The following is a 23,893-nucleotide window of genomic DNA, read 5'->3' as shown; positions in this document are numbered from 1 at the left end:
TTTTAGCGCGCGAATCGCACCGCCTGCCCCACCGCGAGAACCCCTTCGGGATCAAATTGATCGGCGAGATCGGCCAACCGGCGCCTGGTGCCCGCGTCGTAGACGCGTGCCGTCCGCGCATCATCGGTCCCCGGCGCGAAATTGGGCAGCAACCCGCCCGTGGACCACGGTTGCAACGCCGCGGTGAGCGCGTCGGCCTGCGGGACAACCATGTCGGCGGCCGGCCCCATCGGTACCCCGATAACCGTCACCGCGTACCTGGCGTTGCGGTGGCAGAACGCGCTGGGGTGCGGAGCCTGGCGGGCCATGGCACCTCCGAGCATGCGGACCTCGACGATGGTCTGCACCGATCCCGAACCCGGCCCAGCCGCGTCCAAGACCACCCTCACCGCGTCAGAATCCAAGTCGCGCAACAGCACCTGCGCCTCGTGAATGGGCATCGGGTCGACCGGTTCGGCGTGCACCGCGCCGATCGCCGGGTACGGCAGCACCCCGACGGTGTCCAGAATCGGCGCGGCCGCCTCCCGCATCGGTGCCAGAAGCGCTGCGGCTTCGGGCAAGTCGTCCAGCGCGGCATAGCGCACGGCCACGGTCAACCGTCCGGCCAATTGTTCCGGAACACCGGGCAACGGCGGCAACTGCGCCAACGCGACGGAGGTGTTGATGTTCTCCGGCAACCCGACGCTCCACCGCGCCCATTCGCGCAGCACCGCAGCCGCATCGTCACCATCGAAATAGAGCGCGCCGCCATAGAACTCGGAGATCGGTAGCAGATCGATCTCCACCGCCGTCACGATGCCGAGGGTGGCCTTGCCCCCGCGCAGACCCCAGAAGAGCTCGCTGTGATCCTCGGGGGTCACCCGCAGGTACTCCCCCGCGCCCGTCACCACGTCGAAGGCTCGCACATGATCGGAGGACAATCCGACACTGCGGACCAACGGCCCGATGCCGCAACCGGTGAGGAAACCGACGACCCCGACGCTCGTCGACGACCCACACAAGGGCGCCAAGCCATGCGGTGCAGCGGCATCGAGGACCTGCTGCCACCGCGCTCCGGCGCCGACGCGCGCGGTGCGGGTGTCCGGGTCGATCACGCAGTCCGTCATCGCCCCGGTGAGGATCAGGAGGGTGTCCGGACCGATCGCGGTGGCGCCATGCCCGGTTGCCTGGACCCCGACGCGCAGACCATGGGACGCCGCGAACCGCACCGTCTCGGCAACATGGTGCGGCGCCGTCGCGAACACCACGGCGGCCGGCCGCACCGTGACCGCGACGTTCCACGGTGTGCAGCGCTCGTAACCGGGCTCACCGGGCAGCGCCACCAGGGCGCTGACGTGCTCGGGCAGTGTCGACACGACGTCGCTGTCGACGGAGTCGGCCAGGGGCATGCGAGAGTCCTTTCAGGCAGTGCGGTGTGCAACTGCGAGAAGCCTCCCGCGACGCACTTGGCGTCTTCTTGGAACGAACTACAAGTGGCTCGACGGTGACATGAGTCTGCGCCCACGGCGACGTGCTCTCGCACTTTTCCGCCGTGGGCGCAGAGTCAACCCAGAATTACTAGCGCGCCTCGCGGTAGCGGTTCATCGCATCATCCAGGCGCTGCAACGCCGCGCCGAACTCTTCGAAGTTTCCGCTGGTCTGCGCCTGCTGCATGCTGTCCAGCGCCGAGTTGACCTCTTGCAGCGCAGCCGCCTTGGCGCCCGAGAGCGTCACCGGTCCACCCGGGGGCACGGCCGCCGCGGGCGGCTCGGCCGCCGGGGCCGGCGCCCGGCCCTGCTGACCGGCCGGCGGGTTGGCCGCGGGCTGGCCGTTGGTCGGGGCCGCCTGCGGACGCCCGGCCTGGCCATCGGCGGGTGCCGGACCGGTCGCGGTGGAACCCGCTCCGGCGCCGAAGATCTCGTCGAGCGCATCACGCACCGTCGGGCCGTACCCGACCTTGTCGTTGTACATCATGGCCACGCGGATCAGACGCGGATACGTCGAGGCCGCGTCACTGGTACCCGGCGAGGCGTAGATCGGTGCGACATAGAGCAGGCCGCCGTTACCGATCGGCAGGGTCAGCAGGTTGCCCCACCGGATGCGGTTCTGGCCGTCGCGACCGATCTGACCCAACTCGGTGGACACCGCGGTATCGGTGCTGATCGCGTTGAACGCCAGCTTCGGACCGTTGACCTGCCCGGGCACCGTGAGCACTGTGAGCTTGCCGTAGGTGTCCGGATCCGAACTGGCACTGATGTAGGCGGCCAGGAAGTCACGACGGATCCAGTTCATGGCACTGGTCAGCTGGAACGACGGTTCACCGTTCTGCTTGGCCTGATCCTTGGCCACGATGTAATACGGCGGCTGGAAGCTGCTGGCCGTCGGGTTGGGATCCAGTGGCACATCCCAGAAGTCGGCGTTGGTGAAGAACTTCACCGGGTCGTCGACGTGGTACTTGGCCAGCAGCGCACGCTGCACCTTGAACAGGTCCTCGGGGTAGCGCAGATGCTGCTTGAGCTCCTCGGAGATATCCGCCTTGGGCTTCACCGTTCCGGGGAACACCGACATCCAGGCCTTGAGCACCGGATCGCTCTCGTCCTGGGCGTACAGCGTCACCGTGCCGTCGTAGGCATCCACGGTGGCCTTCACCGAGTTACGGATATAGGACACCTGCTTATCGGGCAGCAGGCGGTTGACCGCCACCTCGTTGGAGTCGATGGTCGCGTTCGACAGCGTCGTCAACTCCGAATAGGGGTAGTTGTCCAACGTCGTGTAGCCGTCGACGATCCACACCATCCGCTTGTTGACGATGGCGGGGTAGACACCGTTGTCGGTGGTCAGCCACGGCGCCACCGCCTCCACCCGCTGGGCCGGGTCACGGTTGAACAGGATCTTGCTGTTGTCGTCGATCACGTTGGACAGCAGGAAGTTCCGCTCGGCGAACTTGGCGGCGAAGACCGCGCGAGCCAGCCAGTTGCCCACCGGGACGCCACCGCTGCCCTGATAGGTGTAGTTCTTGGTCTCGGTGTTGGTCTCGTAGTCGTATTCGCGATCCACATCGCCGACCTTGCCGACGATGGCGTAATCGTCAGGGGCGCTGGCGATCACCGGGCCGAAGTACACCCGCGGCTGATCCAGCGGCGCCGGTCCCGGCGAGATGACACTGCCGTTGGCGCCGACCACGCTGGCCAGGAACTCCGGGTAACCGCCGTTCTGGTTCGGGTCGTTGGCGATACCGCGCACCGTGTTGGCGGGCGAGGCCACGAAGCCGTTGCCGTGGGTGTAGACCGTGTGCCGGTTGATCCAGTCACGCTGGTTGTCGATCAACCGGTCGGGGTTGAGCTCGCGCGCGGCCACCACGTAATCGCGGATCTGCCCGTCGGGCCCGACATAGCGGTCCATGGCCAACTGATCGGGGAAGTTGTAGAAGTTCTTGCCCTGCTGGAACTGGGTGAACGCCGGGCTGACGATCGTCGGATCGAGCAGCCGGATGTTCGAGGTGGTCGCCGTGTCCGAGGAGACCTGCTGGGCGGTGGCATTGGCATCGCCGCCGTAGTTGCGATACTCCACCGTCTGGTCGGTCAACCCGTAGGCATCTCGGGTGGCGGTGATACTCCGGTTGATGTATTCGCTTTCCTTCTGCGCCGCATTCGGTTTGACGCTGAACTGCTCGACGATCAGCGGCCAGCCGGCGCCGACCACCAGAGAGGACAGCAGCAGCAACACCAGGCCGATGGCCGGGATGCGAAGGTCACGAAGCACCAGGGCGGAGAACACCGCGACCGCGCAGATGACGGCGATGGCCAGCAGGATCAGCTTGGCAGGCAGCACCGCATTGATATCGGTGTAACCGGCACCGGTGAAGGGCTTTCCGGCGCGGGTATTGCTGAGCAGCTCGTAGCGGTCAAGCCAGTAGGCGGCGGCCTTGAGCAGCACCAGGGTGCCGGCCAGCGCGATCAGCTGGATGCGGGCGGCGCGCGTGAGTGCACCCGAACGATTCGACAGGCGAATACCGCCGAACAGGTAGTGGCCCAGCAGGTTCGCCGCGAACGCCAGGAATACCGCGACGAACAGGTAGGTGAGCACCAGCCGGTAGAACGGCAGGTCGAAGGCATAGAAGCCCAGGTCGATTCCGAACTGCGGGTCCGCGATCCCGAATTCACCGCCGTTGAGGAACAACTGCACCGGGGCCCAGTAGCTCTGGGCGACGATGCCTGCCAGCAGGCCGATGAAGATCGGGATGCCGATGCCGAACAGCCGCAGGCGGCTCATCACCGTCGTGCGGTACCGGGCCACCGGATCGTTGGGACCCACCGTGGGCACGAACACCGGCCGGGTGCGATAGGCCAGCGCCAGGCCGGCGAAGACGACCGCGCCGATGAAGACCGCCACCACGAAGAACAGTGCGATGCGGGTGAGCAGCACCGTCGTGAACACCGACCGGTACCCGAGCTCACCGAAGAACAACCAGTCGACATAGCCGTCGATGAATCGCGGCCCCACCAACAACAACAGGACAACTGCTACCGCGACACCGATCAGAATCCGGCTCCGCTGTGTCAGCTGCGGCATTCGCGCCGCCGGCCGCATACCCAACTCGTCAACTCCACTCTGGTTGCGTGGCGCACCGACAAACCCGCCACAACATCAACGCCTCGAGCTGCTGGACGCAGCTGTCCTCATGCTACGCACCAATCGCCAAGGAGATTCTCAGCACGTGGGGGGTTCGCCACCGGCGGAAATCGTGTTCAGCGCATCAACCGCCGTGGTGAGGGTGTCCACCTTCACCAACTGCATGCTGTCCTCGCGCGCGGTCAGCGCCTCGGCACAGTTCTCCGCGGGCACCATGAACACCGTCGCACCGGCCTCGGCCGCCGCGAGCATCTTGTGGGTGATACCGCCGATCGAACCGACCTTCCCGTCCGCGTCGATGGTTCCTGTCCCCGCGACGAACTTGCCGTCGTTGAGGTCACCGGTGGTGAGCTTGTCCACCACAGCCAGGCTGAACATCAGCCCCGCCGACGGACCGCCGATATTGGCCAGGTTGAACTCGATGTCGAACAGCGCCCACGGTGCGTCGACCACGCCGATACCCAGATACCCCTGGTCCCTTTCCGGATGCTTGCCGAGGGTGACGGTGGTGGTGCCCGCCGGGGCGTTCTTGCGGCGGAAGTCGATGACCAGCTGGTCGCCGGGCTTGGTCTTCTTCACCTCGGCCTGGAACGCCGCGAGGTCGGCGACGGCGACGTTGTTGACCATGTCGATGGCATCGCCTGGCTGCAGCTTGCCCGCCGAGGGACCCTTGTCCTCCACCGTCGAGACGGTGACCGCCTTCGGGTACTTCAGATACGACAGCGCCGCGTACTCGGCATCGTCCTCGGACTGCCGGAACTCGGTCGTATTGGCCTGATCGATATCGTCCTTGGACTTGTCCGGCGGATACACCAACTCACGCGGCACCAGCTGATCGCGACCCGACATCCACAACAGCAACGCCTGCCCGAAGGTCAGGCCGTCGCGCTGGGCGACCGTCGTCATGTTCAGGTGCCCGCTGGTCGGATGGACCACCTCACCGGCCACCCCGTCGGTGCTCTTGATGTCGACAACCTGCTTGCCGTCCACCTCACCGAGGGTGTTGAAGGTCGGGCCCGGCCCCAGCGCCACGTAGGGCACCGTCACCACCGACAGCAGCAGACCGAAGGCCACAATCGGCACCAATGCCACGATCAGCGTCAGAATCCGCCTGTTCACGCCGCCCACAGTAGAGTGCGTTCACCCACAGCGTGACCCGCGGCCCTACCCGCGCAGGTGTCGGTGGGTACCGTTGACGGTATGTCTGACCTGCCCTTCGGCTTCTCCTCCGGCGAAGACCCCGATCGCGACAAGCGCAAGAACGATCCCTCGGGGGATCCCTTCGGTCTGGGCGGTGCCGGATTCGACATGTCCGATCTCGGCCAGATCTTCACCAAACTCGGCGAGATGTTCAGCGGCGCAGGCGGAATGGCTGCCGGCGGCCCGGGTGGTTCGGCCGGCGGGCCGGTCAACTACGACCTGGCGCGTCAGCTCGCGTCGAACTCGATCGGCTTCGTCGCCCCCGTCCCCGAATCGACCGCGACGGCCATCAGCGATGCTGTCCGGCTGGCCGAGACCTGGCTCGACGGTGCGACACCCCTGCCCGCGGGCACCATCCGGACCGCGGCGTGGTCGCCCTCGGACTGGATCGACAACACCATGGACACCTGGAAGCGGCTGTGCGACCCCGTCGCCCAGCAGATCTCCTCGGTATGGGCGCAGGCTCTGCCCGAGGAGGCCAAGGCGATGGCCGGACCGCTGCTGGCGATGATGTCCCAGATGGGCGGGATGGCGTTCGGCAGCCAACTCGGCCAGGCGCTGGGCAAGCTGGCAGGCGAGGTCCTGACGTCCACCGATATCGGTCTGCCGCTGGGCCCCAAGGGCGTCGCGGCGCTGATGCCCGCGGCCGTGGACGCGCTGTCGGAGGGTCTGGAGCAGTCGCGCAGCGAGGTGCTGACCTTCCTCGCCGCTCGCGAGGCCGCCCATCACCGGCTGTTCAGCCACGTGCCGTGGCTGTCGAGCCAGCTGCTCAACAATGTCGAGGCATTCGCCAAGGGCATGAAGATCGATATGAGTGGTATCGAGGACATGGCCCAGGGCTTCAACCCCGCCTCACTCGCCGACCCTGCGGCCATGGAGCAGCTGCTCAGCCAGGGCATGTTCGAGCCGAAGGCCACCCCGGAACAGACCGCCGCGCTGGAACGCCTGGAGACCCAGCTGGCGCTGATCGAGGGTTGGGTGCAGACCGTCGTGACCGCCGCCCTCGGCGACCGGCTACCGGGAACCCCCGCCCTCAGTGAGATGCTGCGCCGCCGCCGCGCCACCGGCGGCCCCGCCGAGCAGACCTTCGCCACCCTGGTCGGGCTGGAACTGCGGCCCCGCAAGATGCGCGAGGCCGCCGCGCTGTGGGAGAAGCTGACCGAGGCGGTGGGCGCCGACGCCCGCGACGCGGTGTGGCAGCACCCCGATCTGCTTCCCGGCGCCGATGATCTCGACGATCCCGCTGGATTCATCGACCGGGTGATCGGTGGCGACACCAGCGGTATCGACGAGGCGCTGGCAGACCTGGAGCGCAACGAGGGTCCCGACGGGCCTGTGGATAACTGAAGCGGCGCACGCGCCGACCGTGACACAGTCTCCAGATGCGGCGCTATGCACTCAATCCGTCCATGCCCGTGTTGTGGCGTCCCGACGGGACCGTGCAGGTCGGCTGGGATCCGCGCCGCGCGGTGCGGGTGCACCCGCCCGCCGGGCTGACCGCATCGACGCTGGCCCAGTTGTTGCGCACACTGCAGAATCCCGCAACCGCAGACGAATTGGCCAGTCGCGCAACAGAACTCGGAGCGCAGCAGGCGGCAGTCGCCGTTGCCGATCTGCTCGCCGCCCTGGCGCGCTCCGGTGTGGTGATCAGCCCGTCGCCGGCACATCGGCCGGTCGCGGTCCGCATCCACGGTCGCGGACCGCTCTCGGATCTGCTGGCCGGCGCGCTGCGCTGCTCGGCGACCCGGGTCACCCGCAGCAGCCGGGCTCATGCCGCCGTGACCTCCGACAGGACCGATTTGGTGCTGCTCACCGACGCCCTGGTCGCCGACCCCCGCGTGCTGCGCGATCTGCACGCCGCCCGCATCCCGCATCTTCCGGTACTGGTGCGCGACGGCACCGGCCTGGTCGGACCCCTGGTATTGCCCGGCGTCACCTCCTGCCTGCGGTGCGCCGACCTGCACCGGCGTGATCGCGACGAGGCCTGGCCGGCCATCGCGGCACAGCTACGGCACTCCGTGGGCATCGCCGACCGGGCGACGCTGCTGGGCACCGCCGCACTGGCACTGACCCAAGTGGATCGCGTCGTGCGCACACTGCGCGCCGACACCGATGTAGCGGCAGGCACCGAGGCAGGCACACCGGCGCCGTTGACGCTGGACCACACCGTGGAGTTCGACGTCGCCAGCGGGTCGGTGGTGACCAAGCACTGGTCACGGCATCCGTCGTGCAGGTGCTGACGAACTGCCGGAGGTTGTTATCGGTTCGTAGGGGTGCACTCAGCTACGTGGTGGATGATGGAAGGGTGTCTGAAATCAAACGGCGTAGCGTCGCCAGGAACGCGAAGCTCGCCACCCTGCCTGTCGGCTTCGCCGGCCGGGCCGCGCTCGGGTTCGGCAAGCGGCTGACCGGGAAATCCAAGGACGAGGTCACCGCCGAACTGATGGACAAGGCTGCTCAGCAGCTGTTCACCGTGCTCGGTGAGCTCAAGGGCGGCGCCATGAAGGTCGGCCAAGCCCTCTCGGTGATGGAGGCCGCCATCCCCGAGCAGTACGGCAAGCCCTACCGCGAGGCGCTGACCAAGCTGCAGCGCGAGGCTCCTCCCCTGCCCGCGGCGAAGGTACATCGTGTGCTCGATCAGCAGTTGGGCACCAAATGGCGGGAGCGTTTCCAGAGTTTCGACGACACCCCGGTGGCATCGGCGAGCATCGGGCAGGTGCACAAGGCGGTGTGGTCGGACGGCCGGGCCGTCGCCGTGAAGATCCAATACCCGGGTGCCGATGAGGCGTTGCGCGCCGACCTGAAGACGATCCAGCGTCTGACCGGGGTGTTCAAACAGCTGGCACCCGGGGCCGATATCGAGAGTGTGGTCGCCGAGCTGATCGAGCGCACCGAGATGGAACTGGACTACCGGTTGGAGGCCGACAACCAGCGCGCCTTCGCCAAGGCATACGACAACGACCCGCATTTCGAGGTGCCACGGATCGTGGCCAGCGCGCCCAAGGTCGTCATCGCCGAGTGGATGGACGGCATCCCGATGTCGGTGATCATCCGGGAGGGCACACCCGAGCAGCGTGATCTGATGGGAACGCGGCTGACCGAGCTGACCTTCGGCGCCCCCAAGCGCCTGGAGATGATGCACGGCGACGCGCACCCGGGGAACTTCATGCTGCTGGCCGACGGCCGGATGGGCGTCATCGACTTCGGAGCGGTGGCGCCGCTGCCGGGCGGCTTCCCGGCGTCACTGGGCAACTGCATCCGGCTGGCACGGGACAAGAACTACGCCGAACTGCTGCCCGCCATGGAGGCGGCCGGGTTCATCCAGAAGGGTGAGCAGGTGTCGGTGGAAGAGATCGACGACATGTTGCGTCAGTACGTGGAACCGGTGGAGACCGAGGTCTTCCACTACACGCGCCGGTGGATCCAGAAGATGGCCGCGGGACAGATGGACAATTCGGTCGCGCAGATCAAGATGGCGCGGCAGCTGGATCTTCCTGCCAACCTTGCCATTCCGCTGCGGGTGATCGCCTCGACCATCGCGATCTGCTGTCAGCTGGACGCGCACGTGCCGGTGCGGGCCATCGCCAACGAGTACGTGCCGGGCTTCGCCGACTGAACGGATCGCCGAGACGACGGGTTCTGGCGGGATGTAGTGGTTTCCCCGCCAGAACCCGTCGTCTCGCGCACCGGCATCACGCCGCCTGACCGGCGTCGGCCTCCTTGCGCGGGCGTCCGCGCGGCCGCTTACGGGCCACGATCGCCCCGCGCTCGATGATCTCGCCGCCCCAGACGCCCCACGGCTCCTGGCGCTGCAGCGCTTCACTCAAGCACAGGCTGCGAATCGGGCAATCCGCACACAACGCCTTGGCCCGCTCCAGCTCGGACGGGCTCTCGGCGAACCACAGATCCGGATCGGCCTCGTGGCACGGCACCGCGGGCAGTGTGCGTTCTAGGCATGCCTGGACGGACATGTCTTGTCCCCTACTTCCTGGTCGTATTCTCTCGGTGTCGGTCTTGTTCGGACCGGTGACCAGGTGTCTGGGGGTTCCTGTGCGGGTATCCCCAAAACCAGAATGGCCACGGATCCGATGAGTTCGGGTCCGTGGCCTTTTCGGCGGTGCTGGGGTTACCTAGGCGGTACCCCGCTTCACGGACGCGACGATCTCGCGGGCGGTGCGGCGCTTATGCTGCGGCGCGGCGGCGGCAGCAACGGGCGCCCAACCAGCTCGACGGGCGGCAGAAATGCCGGCGACAGCAGCGAGGGTCAGCGGCATACCGCTGACATTTACGCCGCTGGGCATATTGATGATCGACATCGGACCGCCTCCTCTCGTGGAATCGTCTGGCAAAAAGCTGGCGATCTTGAGGCTAGAGCCTAACAGCCCGAAACCACAAGCGATTTTCTGACCTGGGGTTTTGGCGGAATTTAGGCGAGAGTCGGCAGCCCGTCAGGACCGGGCGTTGACCAGGGCCAGCACATCGGGTCCGTACTGTTCGAGCTTGCGCGCGCCGATGCCGGGGATGGCCACCAACGCGGCGGCATCGGTGGGCAGCGTCTCGGCGATGGCGATGAGCGTGTTGTCGGTGAACACGACATAGGCGGGCACCTTCAACTCCTGAGAGGTGCGCAGCCGCCATTCCTTGAGCTCGACGAGCAGTTGCTCGTCGATATCGGACGGGCAATTCTCGCAGCGGCGCAGCATGATCGCCGTCGGTGTGGTCAGCGCGCCGTTGCAGACCCGGCACCGCGGGGTGGCCCCCCTGGCGCGCTTCGGGCGGGCGGGCGCGTTATCGGCCGGGGTCTGCGGGGCGATCCCGTTGAGGAATCGCGAGGGCCGCCGCCCCTGCCTGCCGCCGGGCGTGCGGGCCAGCGCCCAACTCAGACTCAGATGCACCCGGGCGCGGGTGACCCCGACGTAGAGCAGACGACGTTCCTCCTCGACGGCTTCGCTGTCCGGCCCGTGGGCCAGGGCGTGCGAGATCGGCAGCGTGCCGTCCGCCAGGCCGACGAGGAACACCGCGTCCCATTCCAGGCCCTTGGCGGCATGCAGCGAGGCCAGCGTCACGCCCTGCACCACCGGCGGGTGCCGTGAGTCGGCACGTTGGCGCAGTTCACCGACCAGTGCGCTCAGATCCAGCGAAGGGCGCTGCGCGACTTCGTCATCGACCAACTCGGCCAGGGCGGTCAACGCCTCCCAGCGTTCACGCGCCTTGGTGCCCGACGGTGGCTCCTCGGTGAGGCCCAGCGGTTCCAGGATGCCGCGCACGAACCCGGGAAGATCACCCGGTGTTTCGCGACCGACGTTGCGCTGCAAGGCGATCAGCGCCTGGCGGATCTCCTGCCTGCTGAAGAACCCCTCACCGCCGCGCACCTGGAAGGCGATACCCGCCTCGGTGAGCGCCTCCTCGTACACCTCGGACTGAGCGTTGATCCGGTACAGCACCGCGATTTCGGCGGGGGCCGTGCCGTTGTCGATGAGCTTGGCGACCTTCTTGGCGACGGCTGAGGCCTCGGCCACCTCGTCGGGATGTTCGGCGAAGGTCGGCTTCGGGCCGGGATCGCGCTGACCGATCAGATGCAGCTTGCTGCCGGCCATCCGACCGCGCGCGGCGGCGATGACCCGATTGGCCAGCGACACCACCTCGGGCGTGGACCGATAGTCGCGTTCCAGCCGAACGACGGTGGCCTCCGGGAAACGCCGGGAGAAGTCGAGCAGGAACCGCGGGGTGGCACCGGTGAACGAGTAGATGGTCTGGTTCGCGTCACCGACGACGGTGAGGTCGTCCCGGTTCCCCAGCCAGGCATCCAGGACGCGCTGCTGCAACGGGGTGACGTCCTGGTACTCGTCGACGACGAAGCAGCGGTAGCGATCCCGGAATTCCTGGGCGACGGCGGCGTCGTTCTCGATGGCGGCGGCGGTGTGCAGGAGCAGGTCGTCGAAGTCGAGCAGCGCGGTGCCGTCGCGGTGGGTCTTGAGCTTCTCGTACCCGGCGTAGACCTTGGCCACCGTGTTCGCGTCCATCGGCACGTCCCGACGGGTCCTGGCCACCGCGGTCACGTATTGCTCAGGGGTGATCAACGATGCCTTGGCCCACTCGATTTCGCCGGCCAGATCACGCACGTCGTCGGTACTGGCCTGTATCGCGGCGCGGTTGGCCGCCTGCGCGACGACGGCGAACTTGCTGTCGAGCAGTTGCCACGCCGTGTCCCCGACCACCCGCGGCCAGAAGTACTGCAGCTGACGGCGTGCGGCGGCGTGGAACGTGACGGCCTGGACCGCGGCCGTAGGCACCCCGGCCTGATCGCCGAGCGCACGCAACCTACTGCGCATCTCGCCCGCCGCACGCGCGGTGAAGGTGACCGCCAACACCTGGCCGGGTGCGACATGCCCGCCGACCACCAGGTTGGCGATGCGGCGGGTGATGGTCCTGGTCTTACCGGTGCCCGCTCCGGCGAGCACACACACCGGACCGCGGGGCGCCACGACGGCCTCGCGTTGTTCGTCGTCGAGGTCGCCGAGGAGACTGTCGACGGACGGCATGGCCTCCATCATGGCAGGGGTGTCCGACATGTTCTCGGGGCGCATAGGGTGCAGGGAATTGCGCACCGACGTCGATAGGTTGATTCACCCATGAGCAATGCTGAGCTGACGATGTACACGACCTCGTGGTGCGGTTACTGCGCGCGCCTGAAGACCGCGCTCAAGGCCGAGGGCATCGCGTGGACCGAGATCGACATCGAAGGTGATCCGGCGGCCGCCGAGTTCGTCGGTTCGGTCAACAACGGCAATCATGTGGTGCCGACGGTCAAGTTCGCCGACGGCTCGACGCTGACCAACCCGAGCGCCAAGCAGGTCAAGGCCAAGCTGAGCTGAGGTTGTCGGTGCTTCGAACTATTGTTCGAGGCATGACTCAGAGTCTCACTCGGATCGACGCTCTGCACGCGGAGTACTCGGCATTGGTCGCCGAGGCCGAAGCCCTGCTGGAGCTGTCCAGATCGCGTCCGGCGATGGAACGGGCCATCACGCTTTATGGCCGGGCCGGGGACCTCGCCCGCGAGTACCAACTCCGGCTGCTGGGCGCCCTGCAAGCGCGCACCACACCGACCGCACTCGGTGCCCGGTCGTGGGTGGATTATGTGTCCGACAAGCTGAACATCAGTCCCGAAGAGGCACGACTGTGTCTGCGCGATGTCGCCGCATTGGGGCCGTGACGGCTCAGACCGCGTAGGCCCAGGACTCGATGATCTCGCGCGCGATCGAAATGGATCCGGGCAGCAACACGCGGGACGGCGACGTGCTGCTCCAGTCCCCGTTCTCCAGCGCGTCGCGGATCTCGGTCCTGGTGAACCAGTCGGCCTCGGCGATCTCGCCGTCGTTGAACGCGAACGGCTGCTCGGGATCGCCGAGGGCGTGGAACCCGACCATCAACGAACGCGGGAACGGCCACGGCTGGCTGCCCAGGTACTGCACATCGGTGACGGTGAGGCCGACCTCCTCGGCGATCTCGCGCACCACGCAGGTCTCGAAGGATTCACCTGCCTCGACGAAGCCGGCAAGGATCGAGAACATCCGCTCGGGCCAGACGCCTTGGCGCGCCAGCACGGCGCGGTCGTGACCGTCATGCACCAGGCAGATCACGGCCGGGTCGATGCGCGGGAACTCCTCGTGACCGGTGGCCGGATTGATCCGCGACCAACCGGCCTTGATCGGCTTGGTCGGGGCGCCGTCGACCGGGCTGAACCGGGCGTGGTCGTGCCAGTTCAACAGTGCGGTGGCGGTCGACACCAACTGCGCGCTGGCATCGTCGAACACCGGGCCGGCACGGCGCAGGTCGAGCACCTCGGTCCGCACGTCGGGATCCTCGGGCGGCTCGAGCTCGCCGCGGATGGCCCAGACATGCCGGCCGTCGGCGAGGCGACCGAGGAACACCGCATGCTCGGGCGGGGCGTCGCCGAGGCTCGTCGCGCTGCCCAGCACGACGCTGCCGTCGGCGATGAGCACCTGGTTGCGGCGGTCGACACGCAGCACCCGAGCGTCGGCCCACCCGGCGATGGCGGCGTCGATATCGGTGCGCAGGGTGTCGGCGCGGTCGGCGCCGACCCGCGACAGCAGCGGCACATTGCGCAGGGTGAATCTCACTAACGCTCCTCTTTTGACCGGATGTAGAGCAGCCGGTCGCTCAGCTCCAGGGCGTCGACGCGTTCATCGTCGACACGCAACAGATCACCCTCGCGAACGACACCGAGCACGATGTCGGTGAGGTGGCGCGGCGAGCCGCCGGCCTCCTTCGGTTCGACCTGACGTTCGGCGATCGCGAAGCCCTCGTCGGGGGTCAGCAGGTCCTCCATCATCTCCACGACGCTGGGTGTTTGGGTGGCGATGCCCAGCAGTCGGCCCGCCGTCTCGGAGGTGACCACCGTGGTGGTGGCGCCGGACTGCTTGAGCAGGTGCTGGTTCTCGGCCTCACGCACCGCGGCGATGATGGTGGCCTTGGGGTTCAGCTCACGGGCGGTCAGCGTCACCAGCACCGCCGTGTCGTCCCGATTGGTGGCGACGATGATGGCCTTGGCGTGCTGCACCGAGGCCAGCCGCAGCACCTCGGAGTCCGAAGCGCTGCCGCGCACGGTGACCAGCCCGGCGTTCTTGGCCTTCTCCAGCGCCACCGGATCCTGCTCGACGATCACGATGTCGGCGGGGGCGACGTCATCACCGATCATGGCGGCCACCGCGGTGCGGCCCTTGGTCCCGTAGCCGACGACGACGGTGTGGTTACGCACGCTTCTCCTCCATCGCTGGATCTTCAACGCCTGGCGCGACTGGTTGGTCAGGGTTTCCACCGTCGTTCCGATCAGCACGATCAGGAAGGCCACCCGCAGCGGCGTGATCACCAGGACGTTGATCAGCCGGGCGGACGGGGTGACGGGCGTGATATCGCCGTAGCCGGTGGTCGACAGCGAGACCGTCGCGTAGTACAGGCAGTCCAGGAACGACAGCGGGTCGTTCGCATTCGGCGCGGACTCGATATCGCGGTAGCCGTGGCGGTCGACATAGACGATGAGCACCGCGGCGAACAAGGCGCCCAGTGCCAGCAGCACCCGCGTGAAGATCCGCCGCCAGGGGCTGACGAACTTCTCCGGGATGCTCAGGACGTCGACGAGGTCGGCGTCATGTCGCGAAGTCAGGTCCTGGTTGACCGCCGCCAAGCGCCGGCGCAATCTACCTTTGGCCACGATTCACCGATCGGCACGGGGTGGGCACGCCACAATGTAACCATGACGACCCCCATAACCGGAGTTGAGCAGCAGGCAACAGCATCACGCGCCACGAAGATGGGCGTGTGGCTCGTCGGGATGGGGGTCTTGCATTTCGCCGCGCCGAAACCGTTCGACACCATCGTCCCCGCCGAACTGCCTGGCTCGGCCCGGTTCTACACGCTGGCCTCCGGCGTCGCCGAGGCCGCGGTCGGCGGCATGTTGATCGCGCCGAAGACCCGCAGGCTCGGCGCGCTGGGCGCCATCGCCCTGTTCCTCGGGGTGCTGCCGGCCAACGTCAACATGGTGCGGTTGTGGAAGGAAAAGCCGTTGCCGATGCGTATCGGCGCATGGGCACGCCTCCCGCTGCAGATCCCGATGATCACCCAGGCCTACAAGATCTATCGCAACTCCTGAGCCCTGGCGTCGGCCAACAACGCCGCGAGGTCCTCTGCGTCGGGCAGTTCGTCGGGAATGACCGTGACCCCGCTGCGGACGTAGTGGAAGGCCGCACGCACCGCGTCGACCGGGCAGTCGTGCAGCCCGGCCCACGCCAACCTGTACACCGCGAGCTGCACGGCGGCGTGCTCACGGGCCTCCGGCGTCGACGGCGGGTCGCCGGTCTTCCAGTCCACCACGATCACGCCGCCGTCGGGTTCGGCGAACACGGCGTCGATCCGGCCGCGCACCACCGTCGGCTCGCCCGCGCCGTCGCTGCCCAGCAGCATGTCGAAGGGGACCTCCACATCGAGTGGGGTGCGCGCCGCCCATGGCGACGAGGCGAAAGCGGTCTGCAGTTCGGCGAGCTCCTCGGCATGCGCGCGGCCCGCGTCGCCGTCGACCGCGCCGGGCAGATCATCGAGGTCGAACAACCGCTCGGCATGGAAGTAACGCTGTACCCACTCGTGAAAAGCGGTACCCAACAACGCATGCGGATCCGGCCGGGATGGGAGTCGGCGCCGCAGCCGGCTCAGCGCGGCGGCGCGATCCTTCCCGAGATCGACCAGGGTGCTGACCGAGAGCTGCCCTGGCAACACGACCGGGGCCGCGGCCGCCGCCCGTTCGCGTTCGGCGAGCAGGGCGTCCACATCGGCCGCCCAATCCTCGGGGTCGATCCCGGATTGGGCCTCTTCGGCGGCGTGCTCGACAAGCGCCGCACCGCGCTCGACATCGTGCGCGCGTGACCCTTCGACAGGCCACACCGCTTCGACTGTGCTGCCTCGCAACGGGTTCGGCTCACCGTCGGCGGGCTCTGGATCCCATCGGTCGATGACACCGCAGCCCGACTTCTCGATGATCGCCCTGAGCTCGACCAGGAACTCCGACGGGCCACGGGGTTTGGACTCGGTGGGCCCCCAGTGATGCCCCGACAAAAGCAGGGTGTCCTCGGATCGGGTTAACGCCACGTACAGCAGTCGACGCTCCTCGTCACCGCGCCGCACGGCCAGGACATCCTTGTGCTGAGCGATTTTGTCGGACAGCGCTTTACGGTCGTTCACGTCGCTGGTGTCCAGCACCGGCACGCCGTGCTCGGACAGCGTGGCCCGGTCACCACGCAGCAGCGGCGGCAACTCGCCGGCATCGGAGAGCCAGGTCCGTGCCATCGCGGTAGAGGGGAAGATCCGGCCGCTCAGGTGCGGCACCGCGACGATCTCCCACTCCAGGCCCTTGGCAGCGTGCACGGTGAGGATCTGGACCCGGTCGGCGGCGACGCTCACCTCGGCCGGCGCCAGGCCGTTCTCGATATCGGCGGCCACGTCCAGATAGGCCAGCAGACCGGTCGGCGAGCCGTCGGAGCGCTCGGCGAACTCGGCCACCACATCGCCGAAGGCGTCCAGGTGTTCGGTGCCACCCCACCCCGCGGATACCGGTCGGGCGGCCCGCGCCTCTGCGTCGACACCGAGCACACGCCGGATCTCGGCCACCAGATCCGGCAGCGGATAACCCAGATGCGAACGCAGAACGGTCAGCTCACGCCCCAGCGCGACGAGGCGCGCATACCCTGCCGTCGAATACCGTTCCTCGGGGCCGGGATCGCAGATGGCATCGGCCAGGCACGCGGTGTCGGCGTCGGGGGCGGCCTGCGCGACGATCCGCGCCGTGGTGCCGTGCTCGCCGGGGGCCGGATCGTCGAGCTCGGTGGCGCGCTGCCACAGCGCGGTGATGTCACGCGCCCCCAGCCGCCAGCGCGGACCGGTGAGCACCCGCATGGCGGCCGGACCACCGGTGGGATCGACCACCAGCCGCAGCATCGCCACGACATCGGCGACCTCCGGTATGGACAGCAGTCCCGCGAGCCCGACCACTTCCACCGGCACGCCCCGGGCGGTCAGCGCCTCGGCCATCGGCGCGGCATCGGCGTTGCGGCGCACCAGGACCGCCGCCGTGGGCGGTGTCTCGGCTGCCAGATAGCGGGCGGCGATCTGATCGGCGACCCAGTCCCGCTCGGTCACCACGTCATCGAGCAGCGCTGCGCGTACCGTCCCCGGGGTGGCGTCGGGCCGGGGCAGCAGCTCACGCACACTGACCGATCGTCGCCGGGCCTCTTCGGACACCGCGTTGGCCAGGTGCAGAGCCTCGGCGGGATTACGCCAGCTGGTGCGCAGTTCCAGCGTCGGCGCCGGCGTTCCGTCGGAATGCGGGAAGTCGGTGGTGAACCGGGGCAGGTTCGTCGCCGACGCACCGCGCCATCCGTAGATCGATTGGATCGGATCGCCGACCGCGGTGAGCGCGAGACCGTCGTCCACACCACCGCCGAACAGCGCCGACAGCGCGATGCGCTGGGCGTGGCCGGTGTCCTGGTACTCGTCGAGCAGCACCACCCGATAGCGTTGCCGCAGTTCGGTTCCCACTTGTGGGGCGGCGGCCGCCAGCCGGGCCGCGGCGGACATCTGCGCGCCGAAGTCCATGACCCGCTCCGCGCGCATCCGCCGATGCAACTCGTCGATCAGCTCGATGAGATCGGTGCGTTCGGTCTGGGTTGCCAGCAGCTTCAGCAGCCATTGAGCGGGTCCGCCACGCTGGTTGGGTCCGGCGGGCAGATGGTGGATCAGTCGTTCGAGTTCGACATGCGTATCGCGCAGTGCCGCGGTGTCGACCAGGTGCTCGGACAGCGCGCCGGACAGCCGCAGCACCAGAGCGGTGATCGCCGCCGGGGTCTTCTCGGTGTCGAGCACCCGCGGATGCTCACACACCACACGAAAGGCCAACTGCCACAGCTCGGTCTCGCCGATCAACCGGGTGTCCGGCTCGATCGGGAGCAGCAGTCCGTGTTCGCGCAGCAGGTTGCCCGCGAAGGCGTGATAGGTGCTGATGGTGGGCGGCTCGTCGGTGCGGACATCGCGGCCGAGTCCCGTGCCGGCCAACCGGGCCAGCCGGGTCCGAACCCGCCGCAGCAGCTGCCCGGCTGCCTTGCGGGTGAAGGTGAGACCGAGCACCTGGTCGGGTCGTGCGTACCCGTTGGCGACCAGCCAGACCACCCGAGCGGCCATCGTCTCGGTCTTGCCCGCACCGGCCCCGGCGATGACCACCACCGGGCCCGGTGGTGCGGCGATCACGGCGGTCTGCTCCGGGGTCGGGGTGAACAATCCCAGCGCCTCGGCCAATTCGGCGGGGCTGTGCTGGGCCGTCGGTGTCGGTGTGGGGGTCATGAGCGGTTCTCCTGTGCGGGGCACAAGGACCGTACCGGGCAGTGCGCGCACCCATCGTTGACCCGGGCCACGAAGTCCGGCCCCTGCGTTGCAGCGGCCGCCTCGGAGACGGTCTCGCGCCACTGCTGCGCCGCGGCCGGGGTGAGGGCGTCCTGGTGGCGCTCGGTGGCCCCGCCGGCACTCGCCTTGGCCGGATACACGAGCAACCCGCCACCGGGTTCCTCGCCGTCACCGAGCACGCCCTCGGCAACCGCCAGCTGGTACATCGCCAACTGGGCATGCCGCTGCGCATCATCCTTGGTCACCGGACTCTTGCCGGTCTTGACGTCGACGATCACCAGCCGGTCGGCGTTATCGCGTTCCAGCCGATCGATGCGGCCGCGTACCCGAACCCCGGGCGCCACCATGCCCTCGACCTCGACCTCGGTGCCGACCTCGGTGTAGTCCCGTCGGGTCAGCTCGCGCCACTGCACGAATGTCGACAGCATGGCGCCGTGCCGGGCCAGCTCGTTGTCGGCGTACCACTGCGACTCATACGGCAGTGCCGACCAGATGCTCTCCAGCTCGGCCAGCAGCTGGTTTTCGGTCTTGCCAGGATCGGCCACCAGGGCATGCACGAGCGTGCCGACCGCGGAGCGGACATCGCGGCTGTCCGAGCCGCCGTGGCGCTCCAGCAGCCAGCGCAACGGGCAGTCCACCAGGGTCTGCAGCGTCGACGGTGACAACGTGCTGATGTGGTCCTCGCCCGACCACAGCGGCTCACTGGTCGACGCGGCCGTGCGCGTGTGCCACTGGGCCGGGTCGGCGCCGGCCACCCCGGCGGCGGCAAGCCGAGCCAATTGCGTTGCCGCACATGCTCGGGTGTCCTCGTCGACCTCGCCGTCGGGCGCGCACACCACCGACCGCAGGCGGCCGACCAGCGCCGAAGGAGTCAGCACCCGGGGTGCCGGGATGGGCGCGGGCGGCATGGCGGCGTCCGGCTCCCCTGTGACCAGAGCGGCGAGTTCGGTACAGAACGGCGACGGCAGCATCGCGGCGTCGCCGGTCTCGCTGTCGACGGCCGTCACGAGCAATCGGTCGCGGGTACGGCCCATGGCCGCGATGAGCAGTCGGCGCTCTTCGGCAAGCAGCGGGGCCCGGGCGGACAACCGGGCGGTCGGGCAGTCGTCGGTGTCGGCGACACCGTCGAGCACATCGATCAGCCGACCGGTGCTGAGCACGCCCCCGCGCGGAACAGTGTTGGGCCACAGTCCTTCCTGCACCCCGGCGAGCACCACGACATCCCACTCCCGGTCCAACGCGGCGTGCGGTGTGCACACCGTCACCGCATCGGTCTCAGCGGTCGACGCCGCTACCGTGGGCAAGGTCAGCGTGCCGACATGGGCGACCAGACCGGCCAGCGTGGCCCCGGTGGTGTTCGACACGTACTGATCGGCGATGTCGAACAGCGCCGTCACCGCGGCAAGGTCCCGTTCGGCCACGGCAGCGCCCGGGCCGCCACGGTCGGCGATGGTGACCCAGCGACGTTGCAGACCACTGCGACTCCACGCCTGCCACAACGTATTCCGTGGGTCCATCCCGGCGCGATGACTGCCGCGGGCGGCGCGCAACACCGACTGCACGCGGGCAAGACTGTGGCTCAGTTCGGCGGGCAGACCTTCCGGGATCCGGTGCAGCGCGGTCACCAGCAACTCGCCGAACTCGCGCTGGTGGCCCGAGATGCGACGCAACGCGCGGCGCAGTTGACGCAGTGACACCGGATCCACCCGGCCGACCGGTCCGGTCACCAGTTCCAGTGCCGCCGGACCGGTGAGCGAGCCCGCGGTGGCCTCCAGCACGGTCAGCAGTGCCCGCACCGCCGGCTGCTGGGCCAGTCCGGTATCGGCGGCCGGTAGGTCGACCGGGACACCCGCGGCGGCCAATGCGCGCCCGATACCCGCCCCCACCCGCGGCACGGAGCGCACGATGACGGCCATCTGGGACCACGGCACACCGTCGACCAGATGAGCCCGGCGCAGCGCGTCGGCGATCAGGGTGGCCTCGGCGTGCGGCGATGCGGCGATCCGGACGTTCACCGACCCGGTGCGTTCCGGTGCACCGGTCAACGCCCGCGGACGGTCCGCTCCCGGCAGGCGCGCCGCCACTGCGGTGATCGCCCCGGCCACCGCGGACGGGCAGCGGCGCGACTCGGTGAGTTCGACCACCGGGGTGTCCAGTCGCAACAGCGCAGGATCGGCACCGCGATAACCGAACACGGCCTGGTTCGGATCACCGGCGAGCACGGTGAGATCGGCACCGGCGGCCAGCACCCGAACCAGCAGGGCGGCCTGCGGATCCAACTGTTGGGCGTCATCGACGAGCAACACCCGCACCCTGGCACGTTCGGCGGCCAGCAGATCGGCATCGACGGCGAAGGCATCGAGGGCCGCGCCCACCAATTCCGCTGCTCCCAGTGCGGGCACGGTGGCCTGCGGGGCTGCCATCCCGACCGCCGAGCGCAGCAGCATCACCTGCTCGTAGGTGGCGGCGAACCGGCCGGCCGCGACCCATTCGGGCCGACCGGAGAGCCGGCCCAACCGTTGCAGCGCCGGCGGGTCCACACCGCGTTCGGCACAGCGCGCCAACAGATCCCGCAGTTCGGTGGCAAAACCGGCGGTCGCCAGCGCGGGATGCAACTCCGGCGGCCAGTTCATCGCACCGTCCTCGAGCTCGCCGGCGAGCAGCTCGCGGATGATGCCGTCCTGTTCGGCGCTGGTGATGAGGCGTGGCGGCGGTCCACCGGTGCGCTGGGCGGCCAGCCGCAACACCGCGAAGGCATAGGAGTGCACCGTACGCACCAACGGTTCGCGGACCACACCACGCACGCCGGCCGACAGCAGCGCGGCGGTGACCGCGGCGCGGGCCGTGGCACCGAGCTTGGCCGAACCGGTCAGCAGCAGAACCGATTCCGGATCGGCACCGGCGGTGATGTGCGCGGTCGCGGTGTCGACGAGCAGTCGGCTCTTGCCGGTACCAGCGCCGCCGAGAACGCGCACCATGCCGCGCCGGCCGGGCCGGGCAAGGGCCTCCGGGGTGAGCTCGGTGTGTGGTGCGGACATGACTGCATCACAGCACGGGGGTCCGACAAGTGGCTCTGACGTGGGCCTACGATCGAACCGTGACCGCAGCCCTGCACAGCTACCGCTTCGGACCGTCGGGTCCGGCACAGATTCTGGCCATCCACGGCCTGACCGGCCATGGCCGTCGCTACGAGGAGATCGCCAACTCCCATCTTGCCGAGTTCACCGTGTTGGCACCGGATCTGATCGGGCACGGCCGCTCCGACTACGCCGCACCGTGGACCATCGAGGCCAATGTCGCGGCGCTGGCGGCGCTGCTGGACGCCGAGGGTGGCGGTCCGGTCCTGGTGGTGGGGCATTCGTTCGGCGGAGCGGTGGCACTGGCACTCGCCGCGGCACGCCCGGAACTGGTGCGGGGGCTGGTGCTGTTGGATCCGGCCGTCGCGCTGGACGGCGGCTGGATGGCCGAGATCGCCGACGCCATGTTCTCCTCCCCCGATTATCCCGACCGTGAGCAGGCGCGCGCCGACAAGCTCTCCGGATCGTGGCGCGAGGTCGCCGAGCGCGATCCGGCGGTGCTGGAGGGCGAACTCGACGAGCACCTGATCGTCCTGCCCAACGGTCGCCTCGGTTGGCGGATCAGCGTGCCCGCGACGATGTCCTACTGGAGCGAGTTGACCCGCCCGGTGCCGTTGCCCCGCAGCGGAACTCCGACGACGCTGATCCGCGCCACCCGCACCACGCCGCCGTATGCGACCGACGAACTGATCGCCACCCTGCGCGCCGCCGTCGGCGAGGAATTCACCTTGACCGAACTGGACTGCGATCACATGGTCGCCCAGGCGTTGCCCGCCGAGACGGCGGCCGTCATCCGCGCTCACCTGGACTGAGATGGCGGCGGTCACCGAGGAGCAGGTGGAGACCGTGCGCGCATTGGTCGACCGGATCCCGGCGGGTCGCGTCAGCACCTATGGTGACATCGCCGCCGAGGCCGGGTTGTCCAGTCCGCGGATCGTCGGCTGGATCATGCGTACCGATTCTTCGGATCTGCCCTGGCATCGGGTGGTTCCGGCCTCGGGGCGACCGGCACCACATCTGGCGACCCGGCAGTTGGAGCGGCTTCGCGCCGAGGGTGTGGTGGCCGTCGACGGCCGGGTGTCGCTGCGCGAATATCGCCACGACTTCTGACCGCGAGCAGACGCGTATCCCCCCGGATCGCGACAAAAATGGGGGTATACCAGTCTGCTCGCGAGAAGAAAGCAACTCAGACGGCGAGGCGGACCAGCGCCGCGGTGCGGGCAAGCCCGGGGAAAGCCGCTGCGGTCGAGCGCGGGTGCAGCGCATGCACCGCAAGCCGGAACATCAAGGCCCGCAACAACATCTGCGGCCATTCCGGTAGTGCACTCCACCGCTCGACCAGACCGTCATCGGCCTCGCCCCAGGCCAGCGCGTCCACGACGACCACGCCGGCCGCCCAGGAGGCCGGCCGCCAGTACGGTGTGATGTCGGTGATACCCGGTGCGGCGGTGCCCGCGAAAAGGACTGTGCCGTAGAGGTCTCCGTGCACCAGCTGACTCGGACTGCGGGTCGGGGTGCGCAATGTGGCCAACTGGTTGAGCAGTTCGACGGACTTCTGGCCGTCGACCGTGCCGGGTGCCACCCGGGCGCCCGCGGGCAGGGTGTGCAGCGGACGGTCCTCCCAGGCCGCACGATCGGCGGCGATGAACACGTCGACATCCGACCACGGCGCCACCGGCGGCTGGGTCAGGAACCGGGGCCGCTCCAGCTTGGCCGTGGCCTCGTGCAGGCGCACCGCCGCCGACACCACCTCGTCATGGCGTGGTTCCGGGGTACCGGCGACGAAGGTGTCGGCGCGCCAACCGGCCACCACATAGCGGCCGTCGGTGGAGCGCACCGGTCGTGCCAACCGGATACCGTCGGCGAACAGCGTTTCGCGGACCTTGGCCGACCAGGCCGCGCGCGCATGGTCGGCGACCATCGACAACACCACTTCGCCACACCGCCAGCCGCCCTCCCAGGACGAGCCCAGCGGCACCGGCCGCACACCGGCCAGCCCAAACGCCGCCATCACATGGTCGGGTGGCAGATCGTCAGTCACG

19 protein-coding genes are annotated in these 23,893 nt (G+C 68.6%); 8 read left to right on the top strand and 11 right to left on the bottom strand.

Translation table 11 applies throughout. The features are described 5' to 3' along the window. Positions 1-2: 2 nt before the first annotated feature. The 3 genes from FBY28_RS20670 to FBY28_RS20660 all read right to left on the bottom strand — a co-directional run bounded on the left by FBY28_RS20670 (position 3) and on the right by FBY28_RS20660 (position 5,730). Positions 3-1,388, bottom strand: coding sequence for an FAD-binding oxidoreductase (locus FBY28_RS20670; RefSeq protein ID WP_141869152.1), 1,386 nt, complete (start codon positions 1,386-1,388; stop codon positions 3-5). 169 nt (positions 1,389-1,557) lie between these two features. Continuing rightward, the gene (locus FBY28_RS20665; RefSeq protein WP_286178318.1) at positions 1,558-4,569 is read right to left on the bottom strand and encodes a UPF0182 family protein; all 3,012 of its coding nucleotides are present in this window, start codon (positions 4,567-4,569) and stop codon (positions 1,558-1,560) included. 120 nt (positions 4,570-4,689) lie between these two features. Then, positions 4,690-5,730 (bottom strand): YlbL family protein, encoded by a 1,041-nt coding sequence (locus tag FBY28_RS20660; protein WP_174241692.1) that lies wholly within the window; start codon positions 5,728-5,730, stop codon positions 4,690-4,692. A gap of 81 nt (positions 5,731-5,811) precedes the next feature. On the opposite strand from FBY28_RS20660, the gene FBY28_RS20655 reads away from it, so the two are divergent. From FBY28_RS20655 to FBY28_RS20645, 3 genes are all read left to right on the top strand, one after another. Then, positions 5,812-7,158, top strand: a complete 1,347-nt coding sequence (locus tag FBY28_RS20655; protein WP_141869149.1) for a zinc-dependent metalloprotease — start codon at positions 5,812-5,814, stop codon at positions 7,156-7,158. 35 nt (positions 7,159-7,193) lie between these two features. Continuing rightward, positions 7,194-8,051, top strand: coding sequence for a bacteriocin biosynthesis cyclodehydratase domain-containing protein (locus FBY28_RS20650; protein WP_141869148.1), 858 nt, complete (start codon positions 7,194-7,196; stop codon positions 8,049-8,051). A 65-nt stretch (positions 8,052-8,116) separates the two neighbouring features. Next, positions 8,117-9,427, top strand: coding sequence for a macrolide-binding ATPase MABP-1 (locus FBY28_RS20645; protein WP_141869147.1), 1,311 nt, complete (start codon positions 8,117-8,119; stop codon positions 9,425-9,427). A 76-nt stretch (positions 9,428-9,503) separates the two neighbouring features. On the opposite strand, the gene FBY28_RS20640 is transcribed toward FBY28_RS20645, so the two are convergent. From FBY28_RS20640 to FBY28_RS20630, 3 genes are all read right to left on the bottom strand, one after another. Continuing rightward, positions 9,504-9,782, bottom strand: a complete 279-nt coding sequence (locus FBY28_RS20640; protein ID WP_019511206.1) for a WhiB family transcriptional regulator — start codon at positions 9,780-9,782, stop codon at positions 9,504-9,506. A gap of 159 nt (positions 9,783-9,941) precedes the next feature. Then, positions 9,942-10,127 (bottom strand): hypothetical protein, encoded by a 186-nt coding sequence (locus FBY28_RS20635; protein WP_141869146.1) that lies wholly within the window; start codon positions 10,125-10,127, stop codon positions 9,942-9,944. 132 nt (positions 10,128-10,259) lie between these two features. Next, a complete protein-coding gene (locus tag FBY28_RS20630) occupies positions 10,260-12,398 on the bottom strand; it encodes an ATP-dependent DNA helicase UvrD2 (RefSeq protein ID WP_286178315.1) in 2,139 nt (712 codons plus the stop codon). Between the two features lie 45 nt (positions 12,399-12,443). On the opposite strand from FBY28_RS20630, the gene mrx1 reads away from it, so the two are divergent. Next, on the top strand, positions 12,444-12,686 hold the full coding sequence (gene mrx1, locus FBY28_RS20625) for a mycoredoxin Mrx1 (RefSeq protein WP_174241691.1): 243 nt from the start codon (positions 12,444-12,446) through the stop codon (positions 12,684-12,686). A 32-nt stretch (positions 12,687-12,718) separates the two neighbouring features. Beyond that, positions 12,719-13,024: a hypothetical protein gene (locus FBY28_RS20620; RefSeq protein ID WP_141869145.1), complete on the top strand. Its 306-nt coding sequence runs from the start codon at positions 12,719-12,721 to the stop codon at positions 13,022-13,024. Between the two features lie 4 nt (positions 13,025-13,028). On the opposite strand, the gene nudC is transcribed toward FBY28_RS20620, so the two are convergent. Continuing rightward, complete coding sequence (nudC, locus tag FBY28_RS20615) at positions 13,029-13,952, bottom strand: NAD(+) diphosphatase (RefSeq protein WP_141869144.1); 924 nt, start codon at positions 13,950-13,952, stop codon at positions 13,029-13,031. Next, entirely contained in the window at positions 13,952-15,043 is a 1,092-nt protein-coding gene (locus FBY28_RS20610; RefSeq protein WP_141869143.1) for a potassium channel family protein, read from the bottom strand. The genes nudC and FBY28_RS20610 overlap by 1 nt, the downstream gene beginning before the upstream one ends. Before the next feature lie 42 nt (positions 15,044-15,085). On the opposite strand from FBY28_RS20610, the gene FBY28_RS20605 reads away from it, so the two are divergent. Further along, positions 15,086-15,481 (top strand): DoxX family protein, encoded by a 396-nt coding sequence (locus FBY28_RS20605; RefSeq protein ID WP_141869142.1) that lies wholly within the window; start codon positions 15,086-15,088, stop codon positions 15,479-15,481. Here FBY28_RS20605 and FBY28_RS20600 read toward each other — a convergent pair. Both FBY28_RS20600 and FBY28_RS20595 read right to left on the bottom strand, forming a co-directional pair. After that, positions 15,466-18,714 (bottom strand): ATP-dependent helicase, encoded by a 3,249-nt coding sequence (locus FBY28_RS20600; RefSeq protein WP_141869141.1) that lies wholly within the window; start codon positions 18,712-18,714, stop codon positions 15,466-15,468. The two genes, FBY28_RS20605 and FBY28_RS20600, sit on opposite strands and share 16 nt — an antisense overlap. After that, entirely contained in the window at positions 18,711-21,812 is a 3,102-nt protein-coding gene (locus tag FBY28_RS20595; protein ID WP_141869140.1) for an ATP-dependent helicase, read from the bottom strand. Before FBY28_RS20595 ends, FBY28_RS20600 begins: the two co-directional genes overlap by 4 nt. A 59-nt stretch (positions 21,813-21,871) precedes the next feature. Here FBY28_RS20595 and FBY28_RS20590 point away from each other — a divergent pair, with 59 nt between their 5' ends. Then, positions 21,872-22,663: an alpha/beta fold hydrolase gene (locus FBY28_RS20590; protein ID WP_141869139.1), complete on the top strand. Its 792-nt coding sequence runs from the start codon at positions 21,872-21,874 to the stop codon at positions 22,661-22,663. Between the two features lies 1 nt (position 22,664). Continuing rightward, positions 22,665-22,961, top strand: coding sequence for an MGMT family protein (locus FBY28_RS20585; protein ID WP_141869138.1), 297 nt, complete (start codon positions 22,665-22,667; stop codon positions 22,959-22,961). 76 nt (positions 22,962-23,037) lie between these two features. Here FBY28_RS20585 and FBY28_RS20580 read toward each other — a convergent pair whose 3' ends face one another. Then, positions 23,038-23,892, bottom strand: coding sequence for a TIGR02569 family protein (locus tag FBY28_RS20580; protein WP_141869137.1), 855 nt, complete (start codon positions 23,890-23,892; stop codon positions 23,038-23,040). Position 23,893: the final 1 nt, after the last annotated feature.

It is taken from the genome of Arthrobacter sp. SLBN-53 (assembly GCF_006715585.1).
GTDB lineage: Bacteria > Actinomycetota > Actinomycetes > Mycobacteriales > Mycobacteriaceae > Mycobacterium > Mycobacterium neoaurum_A.
Note: the sequence above shows the minus strand (reverse complement) of the source record. Positions and strands in the feature narration are given on the sequence as shown.